Raw genomic sequence first — 22392 nt, forward strand, 5'->3', positions numbered from 1 at the left:
TGTAAGAATAATGGCGAGGGTATTTTTCGCGAGACAAGGCGGAGGACGGAGGCATACCGTTAGTATGCCGACTGACGACAACGAAGGCTTGCGGAAAATAGACCGTCAGTATTCACTGGATTAGGGTTGATAAGGTACTAGCAAGGTGTGAGGCAGCAAAATCTGGTCTTGGCAGTAAACAAAAAGAGCTGAAGGTCAAACGAATTGCGTTCGTTTGACCTTCAGCTCTCTGATCAGTCTAGCTATATCATAGCATACACAGCCCTGCATTTCAATCGCTTGCCGGCATTTAGCCGGACAAGTCAGGCGCTGGCCCCGACCGTGGTGGTGTAGATTTTCTCGATGAGCGTCAGCGCGCCCCGGTAGCCAATATAAGAGCGGGACAGCACCACTTCATAAGAAGCCGGAAACCCTACTTCAACAATGGAGCCTTTTAACTCTTTGGTTAAATCCCGTTCCCAGGTAGTCCCGAAAATAATGGGCGGTTTGTGACCAAAGTTAGCCTGCCGGAGAATCTGGTGGATATGATAGCTGTCTTCCTCGAACTCCACATCGGTGGCAACGTCAGCGGCAATCCTATGATACTCGGCCCGGATGGCCTCACGGTATTCCTCCGGCGGATTTTCCGTAATAATCTGCTTGCCGGGAATCACCCCCAATTGGTTCACAAGAAACTTGGTTATCGCCAGGTTATAGGCACTGTCACCGACCACGGCAAACTTAGCCGGCAGGCCCCACCAGTATTCGGCATAAAAATCGGCAAAATCCTCTAAATAGCGATAATAGGTTTTTTCCTCGCTTTGAATAAACGCCTCGGTTTTCGCTGGATCAAGCCCGGCAAAGTCAGTTACCTGGCGCAAAAACCGGCCGGTCTCCTGAGCCCCAATCGGAATAACCGGCACATGCAAAAAAGGCTGACCGTAGGTTTCCTCCAGGTGCTGGGCTGTCTGCAGTCCCAGCCAGGGAGAAAGCACCAAGTTAAACTGAGCTTTCGGGATGGACTTCCATTCGGCGATCCCCTGCGACTCTGTGCCGAACAGGATATTGACCTTAAGACCGATTCCTTCCAAAATCCGTTTGATTTCCGCCAGGTCGCCCCGCCAAAAGGTATTATGATAGGGCAGCAGCGACCATACATTAACCAACCCCTGCTCCCTGGGACCATCATAGGGACCGACATATTGATCGATGATGGCTCTTGTCACCAGTTCATGACCGGTAAAGTTGTTCCCTTTAAAGCCACCCGTCTCGGCATAAACAATGGGCACGCCCTGCTCCTGGAACTCACTTACCACCGAGCCAACATCATCACCCACCAGATCGGCAATACAGCCTGTCAGCACTACAAACAGATCGGCTTCAAGAATGTTCAGGGAGGCGGCAATTAACTCCCGCAGGCGCTCTTCGCCACCGAAAACTACATCTTTTTCCGACGAATTGGTACTGGGGACTACGGCCCCGCCGCCATAACCGCCGCCCTGAAAGCCATTATAAAAACCGACATTCATAAATTGTTTATCCGCACAACCCGGTCCGCAATGGACGATCGGGATGACCCGGGGAATAGCGGCGGCGCTGTGCAGGGCGGCGATGGAGCAAACATAGCGGATCTGCTGGATGGAGTTTGTTCTTCCCTCCCGGCCGGATACATTGTCAATCGTCTCCAGGAAATTTTTCTTCTCAGACATACGCGGCTCGCTCCTTTTTCAGTAAATTGGCATCCTTGGCCAGGATAAACGGGTCTTTCTGCTTCAGCCACCAGGACTTATAGGGAAGCCGGGTATGGGCGGCCAAATCCTCATGGAATTTTTTATGGGCCATAATTTCCAGAATGGTTTCGCCCAAATTAATAATTCCCTGATAGCCCAGCGCATGGTGTTCATCCCCCAGTGGCGCGGCCGGAATGCCTAAACGGGAAGCCAGCGGGGCCAGCCCGTTATGGCGGATCAGGATAAAGTCCGGTTTGACTCGTTGCAACAGACCGTAAAATTGATACTGCTGGCGGTTGCAGACACTAAAGGCAGGAACGTCGCCATAATGGTCGACGAGGTGGGCCAGGGAATCCTGCCGGGCATCCTGACTGTCATAAATCGGATCATGATGGAAAACCAGCGAACCGTCAACCTGAATACCCAGTTCCCGCAGCACAGCAATCAGGCCATGGGCATAGGCCGAGCCGGTAGCCACATAGCCCTTGAGTCCCTTAAGCTGCTGACGCAGCTCAGCCAGACGGGGCGCGATCCGTTGATGTTCCTTGGCAATATAGACTTCCGCCTGCTCCTCCCGGTGCGTGACTCTGGCCAACTCCCGGAGCCAGGCATCGGTGCCGGCAAAGCCATAAGGCTGGGGAGCCTTGACTTCGGGTACGCCAAACTGCTGCTCCAGAGCGGCTGCCATGTACGAGGACAAGGTATAGCAAAAGCCGACCGTAGCTGCCGCTTCGGATAATTGCGCCAGGTCATCCACCGTAGCCAGATCCACCACATAATTAACCCGCAGACCCAGTTCAGCCAGCATCGGCGTAAACACATCGGAGCCCCAGAGGTTGATCACGTTAACCAGGTCTTCCTGCTTTTTCGGATTTTTCCGGACAAGCTGCCGCACAATGCCATGCTGCGTGGCATCAAACCCTGTACTCCAGTGCTTGGATTTAAAACCCTCGCAATGAAGCGGAATGACCGGAATGCCAAGTTCCGCCTCCATTTGGCTGGCCACACTGTCCACATCATCACCGATAATACCGGTGGAGCAGGAGGTGGAAATAAAAATGGCTTTGGGCTTGTTGCGCTCCCAGGCATCGCGGATGGACTGCTGTAACTTTTCAATACCGCCGAACACCATATCCTTCTCTTCCAGATTGGTGCAAATCATTCGCAGGTTTTCCACCGGCAGCTTGCGCAAGGCAAGGCCGTTACGATAAATGGAATTATAAATCACCTGTCCGGCGCCACAGCCGATTGGCGAGTGCTGAACAAGTACGGCGTCCCGCACATTTCCTGCCTGGCACTCCACCATCTGCTCACTGCAAACCGAGCCTTGCGTAAACGGACCCTGCAATTCGCAAAGGGTACGCGCCTTGTCCCGGCCACCGCATTGTCCCCCGCAGCTTTCGCCGCGCGCATAGGCCGACTCACGGGAAAGCTCGGACGCTTTACCGTCCCAGGCAATAATTGTCCCCAGACGCTGCTCACGGCTTTCCACCACCGGTGTATCCAGATTGATCTTCATGGTTTTATCCTCCTTGTATGAAAATTAAAGGCTGAAAGTCTACTCCGTTTACGAGTAGACTTTCAGCCTTTAGTTTGATAACTAATCAGCTCTCCTATCGATTGTAAGGGCCCCGGGCTTTACATAAACCGGTGCCGCCGCTGGGCCGAAATAAGTTCGGTATTCATACCCGCCTCATGCAGACCACCGCTATAGCGGCCATGTTCCATTTTGACGCAGAGATCCATAACGGTAAGCAAGCCGGCGGCACGGGCTTTTTCCGCTGCCGCCAGGTTGATAATTTTTAGCTGCAGCCACACCGCCGGTATCTTACAGGCTATCGCTTCCTCCACGATAGGCAGGCAAGCCTCAGCCGGCCTGAATATATCCACTAAATCAACAGGCTGGCCAATACTGGCTAAGTCGGGATAACACTTTTCGCCAAGAATCTCCGTGGCCCGGGGATTGACCGGAATGATTTTATAGCCGGCTGAGCGCAGATAAGTGGCAACAAAATGGCTGGCTTTCTGCCGTTCGGCCGATAAACCGACGATGGCAATAGTCCTGGTATGATCCAGAATCTTTTGAATAACCTCCGGATTTTGATAAAGAGCCTGCTCCTCGCCAGTCAACGCCGAATTCATAGTTAGCGAGCCGCCAGTGCCTGTTCCAGATCCCATAGCAAATCCTCCCCTGTTTCTATTCCCACCGACAGCCGGATAAGTTCAGGTCCCACACCGGAGCTTGCCAATTCTTCGTCCGTAAGCTGCTGGTGTGTCGTAGATGCCGGATGGATGATCAGACTGCGTACATCACCGATATTCGCCAAATGACTGAACAGTTTTAACCGGGCAATGAATTTCTTGCCGGTCTCCCGCACATTTTCGCCGGGCTGTTTCTTTAACCCGAAGGACAGCACAGCTCCGGCTCCTTTCGGCAGGTACTTTTGAGCGATATCATACTGGGGGTGGCTGGGCAGCCCGGCGTAGGAAACCCACGCCACTTTGTCATGTTCTTCTAAAAACTGCGCCACTTTTCGTGTATTTTCCACATGCCTGTCCATCCGGATTGACAGCGTTTCAATGCCCTGCAGCAGTAAAAAGGCATTCATTGGCGACAAACAGCAGCCCGTATCCCTCACTGTCTCGGTCCGCACTTTCATTAAATAGCCGTAATGGCCAAAGGTATCATAAAATTTAAGATTATGGTATTTGGGCGAAGGCTCGGCAATGGACGGGAAAGCGGAATAGTCGAACTTACCTGATTCCAGTACCACGCCTCCCAGTGAATTACCATGGCCGCCAATAAATTTAGTGGCTGAATACACGGTAATCGTCGCGCCAAACTCCATGGGTCGGCATAGGTAAGGCGTTGCCAGCGTATTATCAATAATCAGCGGTATGCCGTGGCTCTTGGCCAAGGCCGCCACCTGTTCAATATCCAGTATACTGCCGCGCGGATTGCCGATCATTTCACTGTAGAGGGCTCTGGTCTTAGGCGTAATGGCTTGTTCCCAGGCACGAAGATCGGTGGGATCCACATAATGAACGGGATTACCCATTTTTTTCAACGTATGGGTTAACTGGGTAACCGTTCCGCCATACAGATGGGAGGAGGCCACCAGTTCATCACCCGGCTCTAACAGTGTCATAAGCGCCGCCAGTTGGGCCGCCATACCGCTCGAAGTGGCCACCGCACCGGTTGCACCTTCCAGGGAAGCCATTCTTTCTTCAAAGATGGCTACCGTAGGATTGCTGATGCGTGAATAAATATGCCCGTACTGCTTGAGGTCAAATAACTCCGCCGCATGGTCGGCATCATAAAACACAAAAGAAGAGGTCTGATAAATCGGCACAGCCCGCGCCCCGGTCTGCGTATCCGGAATATGTCCGGCATGAATCATACGGGTATCAAAGCCAAACCTGCGTTCGCCGGTCATTTTATCAGCTCCTTATAAAGGCAGCCACGTTAGGATCTTGCTGAAGCTTTGCCAAATCCTCGGCCGTCGGCAGTTTCGATTTATCCCGTTCCACATTAACCAGGCATAAAAAGCCCAAATGATCGCCACGGCTGGCCTTAAATTGATGCCAGGTATTGGGTGGTACGGTTATCACATCATTTTGCTCAATAGAATGAATGGTATCCCCCAGGAATACTTCTCCCTTGCCGCGTAAAATAAGCACTAAGTGCACATGTTCATGATATTCCAGTGAAGAGTAGCCATCGGGTTGCACTTCGAAATACCGCAACTGACAGGGTAAATTCCCCAAACCGTCAAACAATACCTGACGGGTAATGCTTTTAAAGTTGGTACCGTTTTCCTGATAAGCCAGGACTGAAACGTTATCCCAGGTAAAATCTCCGTTATGACGAGTGATCATACTTTATTTCCTCCTTTAACGGAGACTGTGGTCATTGCCACCATCTGGCACATGTTTGCCGCAGCCTCCTTATTGCCATTGCAATTATACGGTATTCGTTTAATCCGATGGTAATGATCCATAGGCAACCACTGATTAATTCACACTGCACGTCCTGATGGATCTTTTTCCGCCTGACTGCGTCAGCAAAACCTTGAAATAGAGACCGCTATTCCTGCAGTTTTGCTTCCTTGCCAGACGAAAAAATCTCTCGCCAGGCCGGCAGACTCATTAAATCAGTGGTTACCTAAGCCTTATGACAAAGTATCCACAATCTGACGGAAATAGCGGCAATTCGCTACTAAATCCGGCCCTTGTTTAAACAAGCCACCGCCCATTAAAAAAACAACGTCTTTTCCGTATACCTCCAGCATCTCCGGAACCTTCTCCAGCGTCATGCCGCCCCCCGGGCTGGGAAATATCGGTTTGATATGCCCCATTGGCACCTGCGTACCGGCGACAATACTCCGGCATTCGTCCCGGCTGAAAGAAAACCGTCCGCCAAAGTTAGGATAGATGACCGCATCGGCGCCGGCCAGCCGGCTAAGCTGACCATACAACGCGTAATGGGCGATACCCATACCCTGACTGGCCGCCATTACGTAGCTTCCCTGAAAAGCCGGATGACTGAATACCGGCAGGGCCAGACTGTCGTCGTCAGCCAAATAGCGCATGGCATCCAGCCCGGTTAACGCCGGCGAAATCAACAGCCCACCGGCCCCCGCCGCTTTAGCCAAGCGGGCCCGCTCGGTAATTTCACCAAAAGCAGCGGTAACATTCGGAACATAGATACTGCTATGGCCTGTCTCCTTATTGGCTTTGGCCACGGCTGCCGCGCAGCGGGTTATCCGTTCCTCGTAAGGAGCAAACACCTGATTGGAAAGGCCATGATCGTCTTTAATAATGTCAATACCACCCACGGCGCATTGATAAGCCAGCTCGGCCAGTTGGTCCGCCGTCAGCCCCATGGGTTTTAAGGCAACAAACAAGAGCGGACGATCAGTCACGGTTAGCAGCCGGCGTAAACCATCCCGGCCAAACCGGGGACCTTTAAAAGCGTTTAGCAAACCCGGCGGCAGGTCCAGCTTTTCCACCAGAATTCCCGGCTTGATGCTGATATTGCCAAACAGGACATTGAGAAACTGAGTCAATTCATAGGCTGTGCTTTCAACGGCATAACTAATATCAGCGTAATATGCGCTATCCGCTTTGGTAAAGGATTCAATACGCCCTACGATTTCATCGCGGATAAACCCTGGTTGTAACAGTTCGGCCGGATATTCCACCGTTTGCTCCACACAAATATCCCGGGCTTTGGCATAGGCCTCCTGTTCTTCACCGGTAAGACGGTAAGTTACTATAAACCGTTCTCCTGAAATCATAGAATCTCCTCCTTATTAACCGCTCACAGTTTGCCCGGCCGGCTTGCTCTCTTTGTTGGCATCTTCCAGATAGGAATGCACAGCGGTTCTGTTTTTCTTAAACCAGAAGTAGAGCGCAAAGTATATGACCAGTACGCCGCCAATGATAATAACATTCTGGCTTAAAAAAGCAAGGAAGAGAAGGCCCATGAACGGATGAGCCAGAATACCGAAGCTGGTAATCATTACGCCAACAGCCGGGATTTTTACGCCAACCTGAGTGGCTACCTCGGTAAAGAGCGGCGCCGTATAGGAGCACATGTACAGCCCCAGGGCAAACCAGATGGCCCCGGAGATAATGCCTTTAAGAATGTTGCCGTTCGATACGGCAATAACCACTTCGATCATAAACGGCAGCGCAATTAAATCCACCATCGGCAACGTCGTATTGCCCGGTAAAATGAGCGCCAGTACAACCATCACCGGAATTAAAATAATACCGGTAATTAATGTTGCCGGTTCACCATAGCCAGCCGCATCATTAACGGCCAAATACCATTCCCTGCTTTTCACGCCGCTTTTGGCCGTTTTCTTGCTCGCTTCGGTAAGCGGCAAAAACGCCGAGGCAAACACACCGGCCACTTTGGGGAAGATATTCATAACGGCGGCCGTACCGATGGCCAGCCCGGCGATTTCGCCCCAGGCGGTCAAAGTGGACAATCTGCTTAGATTACCCATAATACCCAGGAAAATACCGAGTAAAAAGCCTAAGAACATAGGTTCACCCAAAAAGCCCAGTTTCTTTTGTATGCTTTGCGGATTGAGGTTTATTTTATGTAAGCCAAACTTATTTAAAAGCCAGTTCATGGCTACGGCGTACGGAACAGCCTCCAGATGATGGGGTGCCGTCATGGCGCAATTGGGATACCCATAGTAGGTCGACCAGCGTTTGGCCAAAACTTCGGCAAAAAGCAAAATATATAGATTCATAACAATCATGCAGAAAACAGCTAATACCATATTATTCGTCAATAAATAGATCAAAGATCCCCAGACCATAAAAGAATAATTATTCCAAAGATCGCCGGGCATAAAAATATTAGTCCATTTCAGTAAAAATAACACAATTTGAACTAACAGGGCCAATCCGACGAAAACCATGCCTACTTTCGTGGAATAGCCTACGATTGCCGTTGTCTGCCAGCCTAAATCCATGACCGGCAGGTTAACACCCGTAATTTCCACCATGCGCTTTACCACCGGCGCTACCAGCGGAATATACGAACCAATCAGCATATTAAAACCTGTCAGGCCGATCCCGGCCAACAGTGCGGCATTAAACGCCTGCTTGGGTTTTATCTTCAGAAACAGGGCAACAATAAACAACACAACCGGTACAAAAATAGCCGCTCCGAAGGTATCAAAAATTTGTTTCAATACTTCAAAAAACATATACTACCACTCTCCCGCTCATTTAGATTGACCATTATGCTTCGGCTTCCAGTCCCTTAATCACACCAAGCGCCCGTTCCAGGAACTCCTCTTCACCGAAGCCGGTCAGAAAACCAACGGCATTAATGGCCGGAATAGCAAATTCACCGGAAATGGGGCTGGTATGGGCAATAAAATCATAATTTCCTGCCAGCAAGGCACTTTCCACGCCGCCCGGATTGACTTCCACCGTAACAATCTCGTAGCCCACTTCCCCTAATCTTTCTTTCAGCTTGCCTGATACCATGGCCGAGCTTACTGTTCCCGATCCACATACACTCAAAATTCTAATAGGCCTCATCATATCTCCCCCTAAATTTTTTTATTATTCACATATGGCCGGCAGGCAAGCCGGACAGCAGGCTGCAAACCTCTGTTGCCACAGTTGCCTGTTTTATCTTGGTAAGCAGCGTTTCATCCTGAAGCATGGTCATTAGCTGGGTCAGTACTGCAAGATGTTTTTCCGGTTTGTCGACGGCAAGCATCATGACAATTTCTACAGGCAGCACAGTATCCAGGCTCCCCATCATCTGGAAAGCTACCGGCTGTTGCAAGATGCCCACTGCCAGGGCAGGCTCCAGTACATGACTGCTGTCGGTATGGGGAACAGCCACACAAGTCCCGGCGCCCGGCAAACCGGTAGGATATTGTATTTCTCTTTGCAGCACGGCGTCCTTATAGGACTCTTTTACCTTCCCCTTGCCAAACAGCGTATCCGCCAGCTTGCCAAGCACCTCTGCCGGAGTTTGGGCCGCCATGTGCAGCCGGACCAGCTCTGCGTCGATCAGGTTCAAAGCTTCACCTCCCTTCCTTTTTAATAAGCAAAACCGCTAGTGCCTCATCCGGCAGAAATCTATAGCAGACCACCGGCCTTTTTGCCGTCAGTCTTCGTTGTCGTCGGCTTACATAGATCCGATATGCGCGCCTCCTCCGCCTTGCCTGCCGCCAAAAATTCTCGATGTTACACTACATCTTCCTACCGGATGAGGCACTAGAGACACAAAAAGAGGCTCCGGAAAAGAAATGCTTATCTTCTCCGGAGCCTCTAGTCTCTCTAGTCAGCTCATTACCTATTATAGAAATCATACTATACGGTTTCTTCTTTAGTCAATCCATCTGATCATTTCCCCGATAGTTCTAGAGTTTCATTCATACTGCCGGTACGGTAACCCTCCAGATCGAGGGTCACAAAAGAAAATCCCAGTTTCTTTAATTCCTGGCTAATCCGCAGCGAGTTTTCCGGCTGGGCTAACAGGGGAATATCTTTGGCCGCCACTTCGATCCGCGCGATATCGCCATGATGCCTGACCCTGATCTGACCCGAACAAAGCGTCTTGATAAAGGCTTCCGCCAGTTCCACCTGCTTTAACCGTTCGGCTGTAACCGGCAGCCCGTAGACAATCCGGGATGACAAACAGGCGGCGCTGAGTTTTTTCCAGGTCGGCAGGCCCCATTCTTTGGACAGGCTGCGAATCTCTTCCTTGGTTATGCCGCATTCCAGCAGCGGGCTGCGTACACCCGGCAATTCGGCAACAGCCTGCATGCCTGGCCGGTAATCGGCCAGATCATCGGCATTAGAGCCTTCCAAAACCCAATGGAAGCCCTGCTCTTTAGCCCAGGCAGCAATTACGGTAAACCGCTCCATTTTGCAATGGTAGCAGCGTTTTTCATCATTCTCAACAAAACTGGCATTATTAAGCTCACTAATCGTAAGCAAAACATGCTTGATACCCAATTTCCCGGCGATCTCCACCGCCTCTTTCCGCTCACTGGCCGGCAACGTCTCAGAACAGGCGGTTACGGCAATTGCCCGGTCATCGTACAAGGCCTGTTTGGCGGCAGCAGCCAGAAACGTGCTGTCCACCCCGCCCGAAAAGGCGACTACCACACTGCCCATACTGCGCAAGGTGTCCAGCAGCTTTTTAACTTTTTCTTCTGTATTCATCCTTCATGCTCCTTTCCCAGTGCGCCGCCAACTTTGAAAGTGCAAATTAAATTTGCGGGAATTTTTGCGTAAGGCAGGGTGACGAAAGAGCGCCTAGCGAACATAGGTAAACCGACGACAACGAAACCTTACAGAAAAAGATCCGTGAAGAAATTGTAATTTCAAAGTTGATGAACCACTATTTGCGTCACTTAAATCATAGGTATTTAAGTAACGCCAACTACTAATCAGCCTTCCTTTACCTGCAGTCCGGCTCCGGTCAATTTCTGACCCACCGAAGACCAGGAACGCTTGGCAAAAACCAGGGGTACTCCTCTTAGCTTGGCAAGCTGCTTCACATTCTGCGCCGTATTGTGATTGATGTAATCGGTCAACACAACAATCAGACGGGTGGCTTTCGGAATGTTGAATTTTTTCTTATCCGCCGCGTTCCTACCTGTAATATGTTCAATATGATGAATGCCTAATTCCTGCAACTCTTTCTCAATTCTTCCGAGATTATCGGCGCCAATAATTAATACCGACATCTTTCTCACCTCTTTACATATTGGTCATTCGCTTATGACCAAAGCGGGCGCGCCTCTCTGATCATATAAAAAGCCGGAATGATGACAATGTCATTCATTCCGGCCTCCGGTTATCCAGTCGGTCGTATCCTGCGTCACAGCACACCGCCGTAGCGCCAACAAAAGAATGCGGCTGCATTCTACTCGCTGATGGTATTAGTATATGATTATTTCTTATCATATCGTCAATACGGAAATCTGTCAACAAATACTCGCAAGTTTCGTTTGCTTTTCTAGGGCGTGTTTCAAACTAACGGAAATGCTCCATGACGAGTATTTTTGCGCCAGACAAATTATTCTTTTGCAGGAAAGCAGCCCCTGTTTCAAAAAAATCTTATCGAAGTATGGCACAAAAAGAGCCGTCAGGGAACGCTTCTTATAGTTTGAAAAATATGCCTGGTGCTCGATTAACTCTGAAAACGCAAATTAAATCGGGAGGGATTTTTTCGTAAGGCAAGGCGGAAAGGGCAGGAGCGCTTATCGAACATAGGTAAGTCTACGACAGCGAAGTGATGCGAAAAATAGACCGGCAATGTTTATTAAGATTGATAAAGTACTAGGGTTATGCCGAGCGGAAATATTTTGCCAGCTTACGCCTTACCCGCTGGATGGCGTTATCCACCGTTTTAGGCTTGCATTGCAATTTTTCCGATATATGACGCGGCTTATAGCCGCATATATACAGCTTTATAATGCTTCGTTCACGGTCGGTTAAATAACTTTCGATCACCCGCAGCATGGTTTCCACTGTTTCCCGGTCCAATATCACAGCCAGCGGGTCATCCAGCCGCTGATCCAATATCAGCCTATCCAGAAATTCATCTGTCCCGTTGTCCCCGCTGAAATACAAGGAGCAGGCAGTATTAGCGGCCTTGTGCTTATTCCGGTTGGCCATCCGGATCGCCGACTTCATCATGTTCTTAATATTGATTAAGGCCGTGACTTCAAAGCTATATTTTTCATTGGGCACATAATGTAAAACCGCCTTGTATAGTCCCAGCAGCCCCCATTGGTACAAATCATCCACATCGCCCCCCGGCAGGTAATAACGGTTGGCATAGGCGTAAATGCTGTTTCTAAAGCGCTTTACGATACGGTTAAACTCTTCTTCAATGATATTTCCCGAGTCGTCAAAACAACAAGTTAGCATGGTTATCCCTCTACCCTATGATTTATCTAGCATATCCCCTGCGACTGCACAGCGGCAAGGACAATGAATGCTTTCTTCTGTCATCCGTTGCTAATATAAAACAAGCATGAACGTAAAGTAACACAATAGACTTGTGTTACTTTACGTTCATGCTTAAAACGCAAAATTCGACAAAAAAACAAGGACTTTTGCCCATAATAATGAAATTAACTATATCGCCATAGCAGAAAATTCTGGAAAGGATGTGGTTTTTATCGAATATGTAGAACCTATTCGTTCGAAACGTCAAATTGAACAGATTAAACGTCATTTTAAGAAAAACAGCCTGCGCAATTACCTGCTCTTCGTCCTAGGAATCAATAGCGGTCTGCGAATTTCTGATTTGTTATTGTTAACGATTGAGGATGTCAATGAAAAAGACCGGATTATTCTCCGTGAGAAAAAGACAGGCAAAACAAAAGATTTTCCCCTATCCGATACTTGTAAAAAGGCGATTGAGGAATACCTTGCCGAAGTGGGGCCTAACGGCCAATGGCTGTTTAAAAGCAAAAAGGGCAACCGGCCAATTACCCGCATTCAGGCATACCGGATCATCAATCACGCTGCCCGGACGATTGGCCTGAAAGAAGCAATTGGCACGCACACGCTGCGGAAAACTTTTGGCTACTGGGCTTACAAAAACGGCGTCGATATTACCAAGATTCAAAAATTGCTCAACCATTCCGCTCCCAGCATTACCTTATCCTATATTGGTATTACCAAAGAAGAACTTGATACGGTGTACATAACGTTAAATCTATAAGTTTTTCTGTACTGACGATACAATTTATGTAAGTTAAACCAACATGTCTATTTTTTTGTATCCATTTACTTTTTTGTAATAATTAAGAGAAATAAAGAGGATTTTGTTACCTTAAAATAGAAGACATTGGAAAAGAAGTAAGTGTAAGTAACTCTTCTATCGTGTAACACAAGTCTATTGTGTTACTTTAGCACCTTAGCAAAAAGAAAGCATAACTTTATCGTTCCAAAGTTATGCTTTCTCTATTCTATTCCGCCAAAGCAACCTCGAGACGGAAAATACCCGCCTGGACACGCCGGGCAGATAATCAGTAATTCCCTGAGCAGCCCGGGTGTACCCGTTAGTTCAGAGGAATTTTGATAATGACCCGGCTCCCTTTGCCCTCTTCCGATTTGATTTCCAACCGTCCCCTTAAGAGGTTAATACGTTCCCGCATACCGAGAACCCCGAAGCTTTCAATACCAATGGCAGCACTATCCACGTCAAAGCCCTTGCCGTTATCATCGACAATGGCCATAACAAAATCCCGGCGAAACTCAATAAAAACCAGAACCCTGCTGGCTTGAGCATGTTTTTCCACATTATTGACCGCTTCCTGAATAACCCGGAATAAGCCGATTTCAACATAAGGGTCGAGGCGTTTTTCCTCACCAATGGTCCGGACTTCACAAATAAGCTCGCTCCGGTCCTGCATAGTCTCCAAGAAACGTCGCACCGTGGGCAATAACCCCAGATCATCTAAAGTCATAGGCCGCAAATCAAAGATAATTTTACGTGTTTCTTTCAAACAGCTCCGAACCTGAGTCCTTAAGCTTTTCAGTTCGGTTTTTACCCGTTCCACATCCACATCAATCAACCGCTCACAGACTTCGGCCCGAAAAACCACATTAGCCATAGCCTGGGCCGGACCGTCATGAATCTCCCGCGCCACCCGCAGGCGTTCCTCTTCCTGAGCCTTGATAATTTTCGCGCCAAAGGCCTGGCTCTGCTGCAGAGTTTCCAGTTGAACAGCCACGCCTTCCATCTGGCTGCCCAGATAGCCTAACACTACACCGACCTGGGAAACTAAATTTTGGGCTTTATCTACCGTCTTCTTCAGCGACCGCAGGCGAATCTCCAGATCGTCCCGCTGCCGCTTCAGGTTTTGCTCATGTTCCCTGGCCACCGCCAGCTCTACCTGGATATTTTTGGTTTCGTCATAGGTCTTCTTTATATCCTCTTCGGTGTGGATATGAAAATTGCGGCTTACAGCCATCAGTTTCAGCCGGGCTCTTTTTTCCTTTTGCTCCAGTTCGTCCACGACGAAAATAATATCCACTGTAGCCTGCTTTACCCGTTCTACATCTTTTTTCACAGACTCCATTTCATTTTTCGCGGCCTCATAAATATCAAAAATTTGCATCTTGCTTTGTTCAATGGCGTCTAATGTGTTTTTTACAATCTTATCAAGTATTTTTCCGTCAATTGTATTGTTCATGCTTTCACCCTGTGTTTGCCGTTTTCTGTCTTTCTTTAACCGCGCCAGCCGCTCAGCATGGCTCATACCCATCCAGATTCGGTAAACGCTCTTCCATTACCTGCTTGGCGGACATTTTTTCTTTATCTATTTTTGCATTTTTATGGGCTATCCGGCGGCTCGCCAACTTTGAACCGGGAAAATGATGGCGAGGCAGTATTTTGTCAGTCAAAGTGAGGAAAAAAGCATACCGCAGCACGTTGACCGACGACATATTGACCGCCGGCAATTTCTGTTTCAAGGATAGTAACCACTAGCCCAAAACAAAAAGATTACTTGCAATGAGTAATCTTTTTGTCTATTCTATCACAATTATATCAAATCACGCATTAAACCAGCAGTGCTTTCACCCGGTCTACTACATTTTCCACGGTAAAACCGTATTCCTTAATCAGCCGTTCGCCATTGCCTGACGCTCCGAAGGTATCAATGGCCAGTACGTCGCCACCGCTGCCGGTATAACGGTGCCAACCCAGGGACGCTCCCATTTCAATGGCTAACCGGGCCGGTACGTCCGGTGGCAGTACGCTCTTTTTGTATTCCGGCGGCTGTGCTTCAAAGCGATCCCACGAGGGAAAACTGATTACCGAGACGGCAATATTTTCCGCTGACAACTGCTTCTGTGCCGCCAACGCCAATTCCACTTCCGAACCGGAAGCCAGGAGCAGAGCCTGTGGATTTTCTGCCGCAGCCAGCACATAGGCGCCTCTGGCCACACCGGCACGGGCTGCTTCCGGCGTCGTCACATGGGACAGGTCCTGCCGGGAAAGCACCAGCGCCGTAGGTGTCTTGGAGGATTCCAGCGCCAGCTTCCAGGCAGCAGCCGTCTCATTGCCGTCAGCCGGACGAATAACGCTGAGATTGGGCATTGCCCGCAGCGAAGCCAACTGTTCGATCGGTTCGTGCGTCGGACCGTCTTCGCCGACAGCAATGCTGTCGTGAGTAAATACATAGGTAACCGGCAGGCCCATCAAGGCAGCCAACCGGATAGCCGGCCGCAGGTAATCGGCAAAAACGAAAAAGGTTCCGCCAAAGACCCTGAGTCCCCGGTGCAAAGCCATTCCGTTTAAAATGGCGCCCATGGCAAATTCCCGCACACCAAACCAGATGTTGGCGCCCTGGTAGTCTTCGGCGCTGAAATTGCCGCCGTTTTTCATTGCCGTCTTGTTGGAGCTGGCCAGATCGGCGGAACCGCCAAACAGACAAGAAATCTGATTAGCCAACGCATTGATGACTTCGCCGGAAGAGGACCGGGTTGCCAGTTTTTTCCCACCTTCATAAACCGGTAGCTGCCGTTCCCAGCCTTCCGGCAATTTACCGGCCATGGCCGTTTCCAATTCACGGCCCAATTCGGGAAACTCCTGTTTGTAACTGGCAAACATGGCCTTCCAAACCGCCTGTTCCTGAATGCCCCGTTCTTTTACCGCCTGCCCAAAATGTTTGTACACCTTGGAAGGAACATGGAATTCTTCATGAATCCATTGGTAGGCTTGTTTGGTAGCTTTTGCTTCTTCCCGCCCCAGGGGCGAACCATGGGCGGCGGAAGTCCCGGCCTTCTTCGGCGAACCGAAGCCGATCACCGTCTTTACTTCAATTAAGGTCGGTTTGTTCAATTCCTTCTTGGCCGCCGTCAACGCCGCGTCGATCGCGGCGATATCGTTGCCGTCTTCCACATACAAAACCTGCCAGCCATAGGCCTCAAACCGCTTTTTTACATCCTCGGAAAACGACAGGTTCAGCTTGCCGTCCAGCGAGATATCATTGGAATCATACAGCACGATCAGCCGTCCCAGCTTTAAATGTCCGGCCAGTGAGGCGGCTTCGCCGGAAACCCCTTCCATTAAATCTCCGTCGCCGCAAAGGCTGTAGCTGAAATGATTAATCAGGTCATAGCCCTTTTGGTTGTAGCGGGCTGCCAAATGCCGTTCGGCCATGGCCATGCCTACGGCCATGGGAATTCCCTGCCCCAATGGACCCGTCGTTGCATCTACCCCCGGTGTGTGTCCGTACTCAGGATGGCCGGGCGTCTTGCTTTGCCATTGCCGGAAGTTTTTCAAGTCCTCCAGTGTTACATCATAGCCGGACAAGTGCAGCAGGCTGTAAAGCAGGGCCGAGCCATGCCCCGCCGACAAAACAAAACGATCCCGGTTGAACCAATCCGGATTAACCGGGTTGTGAGTCATATGCTTCGTCCAGAGCGTATACGCCATGGGCGCCGCGCCCATAGGCATCCCGGGATGACCGGAATTGGCTTTTTCAATGGAGTCAATCGCCAGAGTACGCAGCGTGCTTACCGCCAGCTGCTCAATACCACGATCCATAAACAATCCTCTCCTTTATACCATGATTATACCCAGCGCCCAAATACAATTCAGGTTGCTAACAGCAACATAGTATTAGCAACCTGAACGATAACGTATCTATGTTGTTAATCTGTAAAATTACAGCAACCACTCTCTGACGGCGCTCTTTGCGCCTAAGATCATTCCGTTAATTTTCAGCAATTAATAGAGTGCGTCAATAACAGGCTGTGCTTCTTTCAACGACCGGAAAATCAAAGTCGGTTTTACCTCCGCCTGCGGGACGTCTTCCAGCGTACTTTCACCGGTGAGCACCAGAATGGAGGTCACCTTATTGCCCTTCGCCAAGGCAATATCGGTATACAGCCGGTCACCGACAATAGCGATTTCCTCTTCCTTTAAGCCGGTTTTCTTCAATATATACTCCAGCGTGTGAACGGTCGGTTTGCCGAAGAACTCAGGAACCCTGCCGGTCGAAGCGGTAATCAGTGCGCAAATGGAGCCGCAGTCAGGAATATAGCCGTCTACCATTGGGCAGTTAAAGTCAGGATTTACACCGTAGAACGTTGCCCCGTTACGGATAAAGGTACAAGCTTTGGTTAAACGGTCATAGGCCAGGGACGTATCAAAGCCAACAACCACAATGTCCGGGTTCTCTTCCACTAGTTTTACGCCGGCTTCTTTAAAATCATTCTGCAAGTATTGGTTACCTAATACAAACACGGTCTTTTCCGGCATGTTATCCAGTAAATGTGAGATGATAACATGATTGGAAATAAAAATCTTTTCCTCAGTTACAGGATAACCCATTTTGGTAATACGGTCCACATATACTTTATTATTTTTTGAAGAATTATTAGTGAAGAAGCGGATCATTACATTGTTTTCTTCCAGTTTGTGCAGAAACTCGATGGCTCCGTCCAAAATCTTGCTTTCCAGATAGATGGTCCCGTCCATGTCAAATACAAAGCATTTAATCTTTTTCAGTACTTCCTGGGCATACGCCTTATCCATGGCTTGCTCAATGCTATACATATAGTTATTTTCTTCCTTTACCTGTTTATTTTACGTATTCAGCCGCTTCCTTAGCCAGATCTTCCAAAATAGCTACATCAGACAGCAAGTTAAGAACGCTATAGCGGGGACGGACTTCTTTGGCCATGATAATACCGTTCAGGGCCGTTGCGTCATCAATACCGACTTGACAGGGTTTTACCGGAGCACCGGCGTTTTCCATAAGCGATCTTACCTTGGCTGCCGACGGTGCAGCTTTGGCAATTTTCATAATCGCTTCATAATTTTCTTTGATTTTTTGAATCCGGGCAATCCGTTTTTCGATAGAGTTTCTGCCGTCTTTTTCGCTTAATTTTAAAATTCCCGGTGAAGCTTTACCATACATGGCAATGACTTTTTCCTTCCAGGCTTTTTCATCAAAGGCTTTAGCCACACTAATCGCCTTGTCAAAATCTATCTTGGCCGTAGTCAAAAGTTCATACAGTTTGGCGGTAATGACGCTGGTCATGCCGACTTTTGTGCCATGGAGCAAAGCTTCTTTACCGGCGAACAGGAAGGCCATTTCCCAGAAGTGGGCAATATGATGTTCGCAGCCGGATGCAGGACGGGAGTTACCGACAAAGCTCATGGCGATACCGGTGCGGACCAGACCTTCCATCAGATTCCTGATGGCGTCGTCTTCCCTTTTCTTCACGCCTTCCATTTGGGTTACGCATTTTTCAATGGCGTCGCTGGAGATTTTGGCGGTTACCGGGCAATGATATTCGCCGTTGACTATTTCACTGATCAGCCAGTCATTGAGGGCCGAATACTTGCCGATAATATCACCGAAGCCAGCCAGGATCATGCTCATGGGAGCTTCTTTCAAAATGTCTACGTCGCCGATAATAACTTTAGGGTAATCGGAGGTGACACTGGTCTTCAAATTGTCGATAATTAAAGCCGAAGTATCGGAAGCATAGCCGTCCATGGAGGGAGCGGTGGCCACACAAACCGAAGGAACCTTGATCAGCCAGCTAGCGAACTTAACCAAATCATTCAAGCTGCCGGAGCCTACAGTTACAATCACGTCGGTGGTTTTTTCCACCTGCAGCACCAGTTTGCCTACCGCTTCTTCGTTCGGTACGAGATGGCCCTGCGACTGATAGACAAATACCTTATGCTTCAGATTGCTGGCAGTTAAGAGTTCAGCCACTTTTTTACCGGCTACTTCAAAGGTATGTGAGTCAGCTACAACCAAAGCGTTTTTGCAGCCCATTTCAGCCAGTACGCCGGGGAGCTTATTAATGGCTCCGTTTTCCACAATAATCTTGTCAATGTTAACACTATGGGGTTTACCGCATTGGCATTCCAGAGTGCTTCCCAAAAATTCATTGATTTCCATTTTACCCACATTTTCTAATGTCAAACCCATGAACATCACATCCTAACTTAATATTTGTAGTTTTACGCAAACCAGCCTACAAAGCTTTGGTAAAACCAAAACCTATAATCTCAATAAAAAGTGCTAACATAATATAGCGATTTAGTACTTTTACATTTGCAAACATTCTTTTATTGGTTATTTTATTTTTTTATTTTCTTATTGTATGTTATCACTTTTTATTGTATATTATCACTTTTTATTTTATATGATCACGATATTATTTTCAAGTAACCTAGGATATTTTTTTATAGTTTCCTCATCACCCTTACTAAACATACCTTGTTCAAAGTGCTTCGTGAGAAAACAACAATAAGGGTTTTCGCAAAAACCCTTATTGTAGAACAAACTCCTATATACACTTCTCTTAAAATATCCCTAATATACCGATAATCGCACCAAATCCGATCAGTAATCCACTAAATTTAATTAGCGATACCCCTTGTCTAACCTTGCATAACACAACCAGCATCAATACCAGCCGAATGAGGCCAGGCATTAACTTCTTCATCAAATCGGCTTGCAGGTTAAACTCTTACCCGAAATTAAAATCTGCTGCCTCTTGCTGTCCGGCAGGCAACCCCTATCACCCAGGCGTTCCGTTTTAAATCTTACTCCACAATAAAACTTTCCGAGGCAAAGTTGCTGTAATACCGGCCTGCTTCCGCTACAAATCTCAGGACACAATAATCAGGATCGGTGACGCCCAACGGATAATACAGCGTATCTCCTTCACGCCAGATCATTGCTTTGACAGCCGCGTCTTCCAGCACTTCCATCTTCCCTTTTAGCATGACGCCGCGAAAAAAACGCCTGTCGCAAAAATACAGGCTGGCTTTTGAATTTTCCCTGTATTGTCGTACCCGTAAGGACGAGGTATTGGTCGTTAAATAGAACTCCCTGATTCCAATCCGCTGGCGGGGTGCCAGCATGGCTTTCATATTGGGAAATCCTTCTTCATCTACCGATCCGATAAAGGCAATACTTTGCTTATCAATCAAATTACCAATCGTTTTTTCCACGTCGCGCACCGTAACCACTCCCACAATATATTGTTACCTTCATTATAGCGTTGTGGACAAGAGTGGTATATTACCCACTTTTTCGTGGGGTAAGCTGCCACATATCCATTCAATATTGACCCGTCCCAGCATAGCGATACAGTAAACATAGAATTTGATACTCAGACTATCGTCAAGCTTTCGGCTCAAAATATTCATAGCAATCTTATTCGAGTCCTCGTAAATCCTCCTGCCTACTTCCACACTATCGCTACATACTCCTGTCTTCCCAAGGCGCACAAAGACAGACAAAAAGTTTGTCAAACTGACAAAATCAGTCATTATTTAACTTATTCTTATTGACTGCAGGGAGTTTATGAATTAAGATTATTTTAAGGTTAAATTTTCCGATATTGCCCTGCATTACCAATATCACCTAACTCTTCATGCATACAACGATGTATCAGCCAAAGCGTTTCGCTTCATTGGATTTGGCTGATTTTTTGTTATATAAGAACCGATCAATTCGTCCGGCCAAACACGCTCTTGGTCTGCTTACCGGCGGTTTACTATAGCAAGGTAATCTATAGGCCAAAATTTATCACTTCAATTCTAGGATTTTAAGAGCTGCCTCGCAGCGGCTCCGGTCTTTTCGCACAAGGGATATGAAGCGCTTTATGATTTTATATTCATCATCAAAGGCTCGTATCATGTGTATGCCACGCTGCTTGCTTTCTCCGGGCATGAGCTTCGGCCTGCCGCTTCCTTTGCGATGGCCGCCATTGTTTTTCCGTCCGTCAACCTTCTCCAAATTATCGCCTCCCGAAAACGCTTTACGGTATATTATATCATAAAATGTTCTCAAGTCCACCGTAATCATACCATTCAGCCGTCGAGAGCATTAAAATTCTTGCCACCGTCGTAAAGCTCGTATTCCTTGACCTCCTGATCTGTCAGGTCGCGGTCATAATCGACGTGCCCATAGTATGTGATCCCATTCGGGAGTTCCCCGGGATCGTCGCTGAAAGAGAAAAAGCCTTTAGGCTGCGTCCCAATAGATACGGGGCGCTGCGTCAGATAGTATCGGTGCAACATCAAATCTCCTCCATTTCTGCCAGCTGCTTCTTCACCTGTCCGGCAGCGTAAATCCCGTTCCCAGTCGCCTGCCGCACCCACGCTTTACGTGACGGCGACCACTTGAAAGAGTGTCGCTTCAAAATCCCAATCACCGCTGGCTCTGGCTTGCCGTCAAACAGGAACTGGCAGCGATTGTCGTAAATGCTATATGTGTATAAGTCTGTCTCCTCGTCAGGCGTTTCCTGAACCTCCTGAAGCTTTTTTAGATTCTCGATACGCTTCTTCACGTTGCTGATGTTCGCATTGTTATTTGACAGCTGATAAGGCGCATATCCAATACGACCAAAGCAGCTCGGCGTTCTCAAGCCTTCGATTTCTTTGTCAGTGTAGCCCTGCTCCCGGAGCTGTGCATCGCCTTTTTCAGTGTCCTTCAATCGGATTGAGCGGTTGGCCGCTTTCATATTGCTCTGCAGTGTCTCGAGCTTTTCCAGCTTTTCTTCCAGCTTCTTGATCGCGTCGGGATCGTCGGCGCTGATTCCGCCCCGTCCGGTAGCCTCCGCTTTTTCTTCGTAGTAGTCGGCCTTCTTTCCAGCCTCGTAAGCCTTTTCACCGGTCTTGAAAATCCTGTCACGATAGGCCCGGTCGGCGCGCTCTGAATGATGGCCAACCAATATCGGCTGACCAAACGGGATTCGGCTTGCCATCTTGCGTGATTCATCCCAGCGGGCGCTGCTCTCGGCCCTAGCTGCTGCCGCCTTCTTTTCATAGTATTCCTTACGGGCCTCCACCTTTTCCTCATAAGCATTCATATTATCTTCCTCCTTAAATTTTGCGTGCCTGCCGGGCTTGTGACCGGCTCGCCGCATTAACGGCCCCGAAAAGCCGCCACTCTGCGATAAGCGTTCACTCCTCAATCTTGAACGTAACTTCATGTCCGATATTCTCTTTCACGAGAACCTTCTTCATGTCTGCCACCATCATGTTGTTGTCCAGCGCCGCCTGAATTACCTCCACCAATTTCTTACCGTCCAAGTACGCCCACAAAACTCTCTTTTTCATCCTCATTTCAATCATCCTTTCTTGTTCCCTTTTCTTGTTCTCTTTCGATAAATCAATTAT

General features: G+C 48.5%; 23 protein-coding genes. 1 reads left to right on the top strand and 22 read right to left on the bottom strand.

Annotation, left to right across the window (positions count from 1 at the left end; genetic code table 11):
- Nucleotides 1-302 precede the first annotated feature (302 nt).
- From F3H20_RS09790 to F3H20_RS09845, 12 genes are all read right to left on the bottom strand, one after another.
- The gene (locus F3H20_RS09790) at nucleotides 303-1688 is read right to left on the bottom strand and encodes a nitrogenase component 1 (RefSeq protein WP_149734747.1); all 1386 of its coding nucleotides are present in this window, start codon (nucleotides 1686-1688) and stop codon (nucleotides 303-305) included.
- Nucleotides 1681-3228, bottom strand: coding sequence for a nitrogenase component 1 (locus F3H20_RS09795; protein ID WP_149734748.1), 1548 nt, complete (start codon nucleotides 3226-3228; stop codon nucleotides 1681-1683). Before F3H20_RS09795 ends, F3H20_RS09790 begins: the two co-directional genes overlap by 8 nt.
- 119 nt (nucleotides 3229-3347) lie before the next feature.
- Nucleotides 3348-3887 (bottom strand): CoA-binding protein, encoded by a 540-nt coding sequence (locus F3H20_RS09800; RefSeq protein ID WP_223191712.1) that lies wholly within the window; start codon nucleotides 3885-3887, stop codon nucleotides 3348-3350.
- Entirely contained in the window at nucleotides 3854-5146 is a 1293-nt protein-coding gene (locus F3H20_RS09805) for an O-acetylhomoserine aminocarboxypropyltransferase/cysteine synthase family protein (RefSeq protein ID WP_149734749.1), read from the bottom strand. Before F3H20_RS09805 ends, F3H20_RS09800 begins: the two co-directional genes overlap by 34 nt.
- Before the next feature lie 4 nt (nucleotides 5147-5150).
- Complete coding sequence (locus F3H20_RS09810) at nucleotides 5151-5588, bottom strand: cupin domain-containing protein (protein WP_149734750.1); 438 nt, start codon at nucleotides 5586-5588, stop codon at nucleotides 5151-5153.
- Nucleotides 5589-5881: 293 nt separating this feature from the next.
- Entirely contained in the window at nucleotides 5882-7009 is a 1128-nt protein-coding gene (locus F3H20_RS09815) for a RuBisCO large subunit C-terminal-like domain-containing protein (RefSeq protein ID WP_149734751.1), read from the bottom strand.
- A 15-nt stretch (nucleotides 7010-7024) separates the two neighbouring features.
- Complete coding sequence (locus tag F3H20_RS09820; protein WP_149734752.1) at nucleotides 7025-8440, bottom strand: PTS galactitol transporter subunit IIC; 1416 nt, start codon at nucleotides 8438-8440, stop codon at nucleotides 7025-7027.
- A 34-nt stretch (nucleotides 8441-8474) separates the two neighbouring features.
- Complete coding sequence (locus F3H20_RS09825; RefSeq protein ID WP_223191713.1) at nucleotides 8475-8783, bottom strand: PTS sugar transporter subunit IIB; 309 nt, start codon at nucleotides 8781-8783, stop codon at nucleotides 8475-8477.
- A gap of 25 nt (nucleotides 8784-8808) precedes the next feature.
- The gene (locus F3H20_RS09830) at nucleotides 8809-9273 is read right to left on the bottom strand and encodes a PTS sugar transporter subunit IIA (protein ID WP_149734753.1); all 465 of its coding nucleotides are present in this window, start codon (nucleotides 9271-9273) and stop codon (nucleotides 8809-8811) included.
- Nucleotides 9274-9599: 326 nt separating this feature from the next.
- On the bottom strand, nucleotides 9600-10424 hold the full coding sequence (larE, locus tag F3H20_RS09835; protein ID WP_149734754.1) for an ATP-dependent sacrificial sulfur transferase LarE: 825 nt from the start codon (nucleotides 10422-10424) through the stop codon (nucleotides 9600-9602).
- 227 nt (nucleotides 10425-10651) lie between these two features.
- Nucleotides 10652-10951: a DUF2325 domain-containing protein gene (locus tag F3H20_RS09840; protein ID WP_091748386.1), complete on the bottom strand. Its 300-nt coding sequence runs from the start codon at nucleotides 10949-10951 to the stop codon at nucleotides 10652-10654.
- A 601-nt stretch (nucleotides 10952-11552) separates the two neighbouring features.
- The gene (locus tag F3H20_RS09845; RefSeq protein WP_149734755.1) at nucleotides 11553-12140 is read right to left on the bottom strand and encodes a sigma-70 family RNA polymerase sigma factor; all 588 of its coding nucleotides are present in this window, start codon (nucleotides 12138-12140) and stop codon (nucleotides 11553-11555) included.
- A 244-nt stretch (nucleotides 12141-12384) separates the two neighbouring features.
- Here F3H20_RS09845 and F3H20_RS09850 point away from each other — a divergent pair, with 244 nt between their 5' ends.
- Nucleotides 12385-12942 (top strand): site-specific integrase, encoded by a 558-nt coding sequence (locus F3H20_RS09850; protein ID WP_149734756.1) that lies wholly within the window; start codon nucleotides 12385-12387, stop codon nucleotides 12940-12942.
- A gap of 340 nt (nucleotides 12943-13282) precedes the next feature.
- On the opposite strand, the gene F3H20_RS09855 is transcribed toward F3H20_RS09850, so the two are convergent.
- From F3H20_RS09855 to F3H20_RS19890, 10 genes are all read right to left on the bottom strand, one after another.
- Nucleotides 13283-14419, bottom strand: coding sequence for a sensor histidine kinase (locus tag F3H20_RS09855; protein WP_149734757.1), 1137 nt, complete (start codon nucleotides 14417-14419; stop codon nucleotides 13283-13285).
- Between the two features lie 52 nt (nucleotides 14420-14471).
- Nucleotides 14472-14699, bottom strand: coding sequence for a hypothetical protein (locus F3H20_RS09860; protein ID WP_149734758.1), 228 nt, complete (start codon nucleotides 14697-14699; stop codon nucleotides 14472-14474).
- Between the two features lie 88 nt (nucleotides 14700-14787).
- Nucleotides 14788-16779 (bottom strand): transketolase, encoded by a 1992-nt coding sequence (tkt, locus tag F3H20_RS09865; protein WP_149734759.1) that lies wholly within the window; start codon nucleotides 16777-16779, stop codon nucleotides 14788-14790.
- A gap of 183 nt (nucleotides 16780-16962) precedes the next feature.
- On the bottom strand, nucleotides 16963-17793 hold the full coding sequence (locus F3H20_RS09870; RefSeq protein WP_223191714.1) for an HAD-IIA family hydrolase: 831 nt from the start codon (nucleotides 17791-17793) through the stop codon (nucleotides 16963-16965).
- A 25-nt stretch (nucleotides 17794-17818) separates the two neighbouring features.
- Nucleotides 17819-19186, bottom strand: a complete 1368-nt coding sequence (locus F3H20_RS09875) for a sn-glycerol-1-phosphate dehydrogenase (protein WP_149734760.1) — start codon at nucleotides 19184-19186, stop codon at nucleotides 17819-17821.
- 620 nt (nucleotides 19187-19806) lie between these two features.
- Nucleotides 19807-20226, bottom strand: a complete 420-nt coding sequence (locus tag F3H20_RS09880) for a pyridoxamine 5'-phosphate oxidase family protein (RefSeq protein ID WP_149734761.1) — start codon at nucleotides 20224-20226, stop codon at nucleotides 19807-19809.
- 571 nt (nucleotides 20227-20797) lie between these two features.
- Nucleotides 20798-21007 carry a hypothetical protein gene (locus F3H20_RS09885; protein WP_149734762.1) on the bottom strand — a complete coding sequence of 70 codons (210 nt, stop codon included), beginning with the start codon at nucleotides 21005-21007 and terminating at the stop codon, nucleotides 20798-20800.
- Nucleotides 21008-21081: 74 nt separating this feature from the next.
- Nucleotides 21082-21291, bottom strand: coding sequence for a defense against restriction DarA-related protein (locus F3H20_RS09890; RefSeq protein WP_149734763.1), 210 nt, complete (start codon nucleotides 21289-21291; stop codon nucleotides 21082-21084).
- Nucleotides 21291-22082 (bottom strand): DUF3560 domain-containing protein, encoded by a 792-nt coding sequence (locus tag F3H20_RS09895; protein ID WP_149734764.1) that lies wholly within the window; start codon nucleotides 22080-22082, stop codon nucleotides 21291-21293. The genes F3H20_RS09890 and F3H20_RS09895 overlap by 1 nt, the downstream gene beginning before the upstream one ends.
- A gap of 94 nt (nucleotides 22083-22176) precedes the next feature.
- A complete protein-coding gene (locus tag F3H20_RS19890; protein WP_188128284.1) occupies nucleotides 22177-22317 on the bottom strand; it encodes a hypothetical protein in 141 nt (46 codons plus the stop codon).
- Between the last annotated feature and the right edge of the window lie 75 nt (nucleotides 22318-22392).

The sequence above is a fragment of the Propionispora hippei DSM 15287 genome, assembly GCF_900141835.1.
In the GTDB taxonomy this organism is placed as follows: domain Bacteria; phylum Bacillota; class Negativicutes; order Propionisporales; family Propionisporaceae; genus Propionispora; species Propionispora hippei.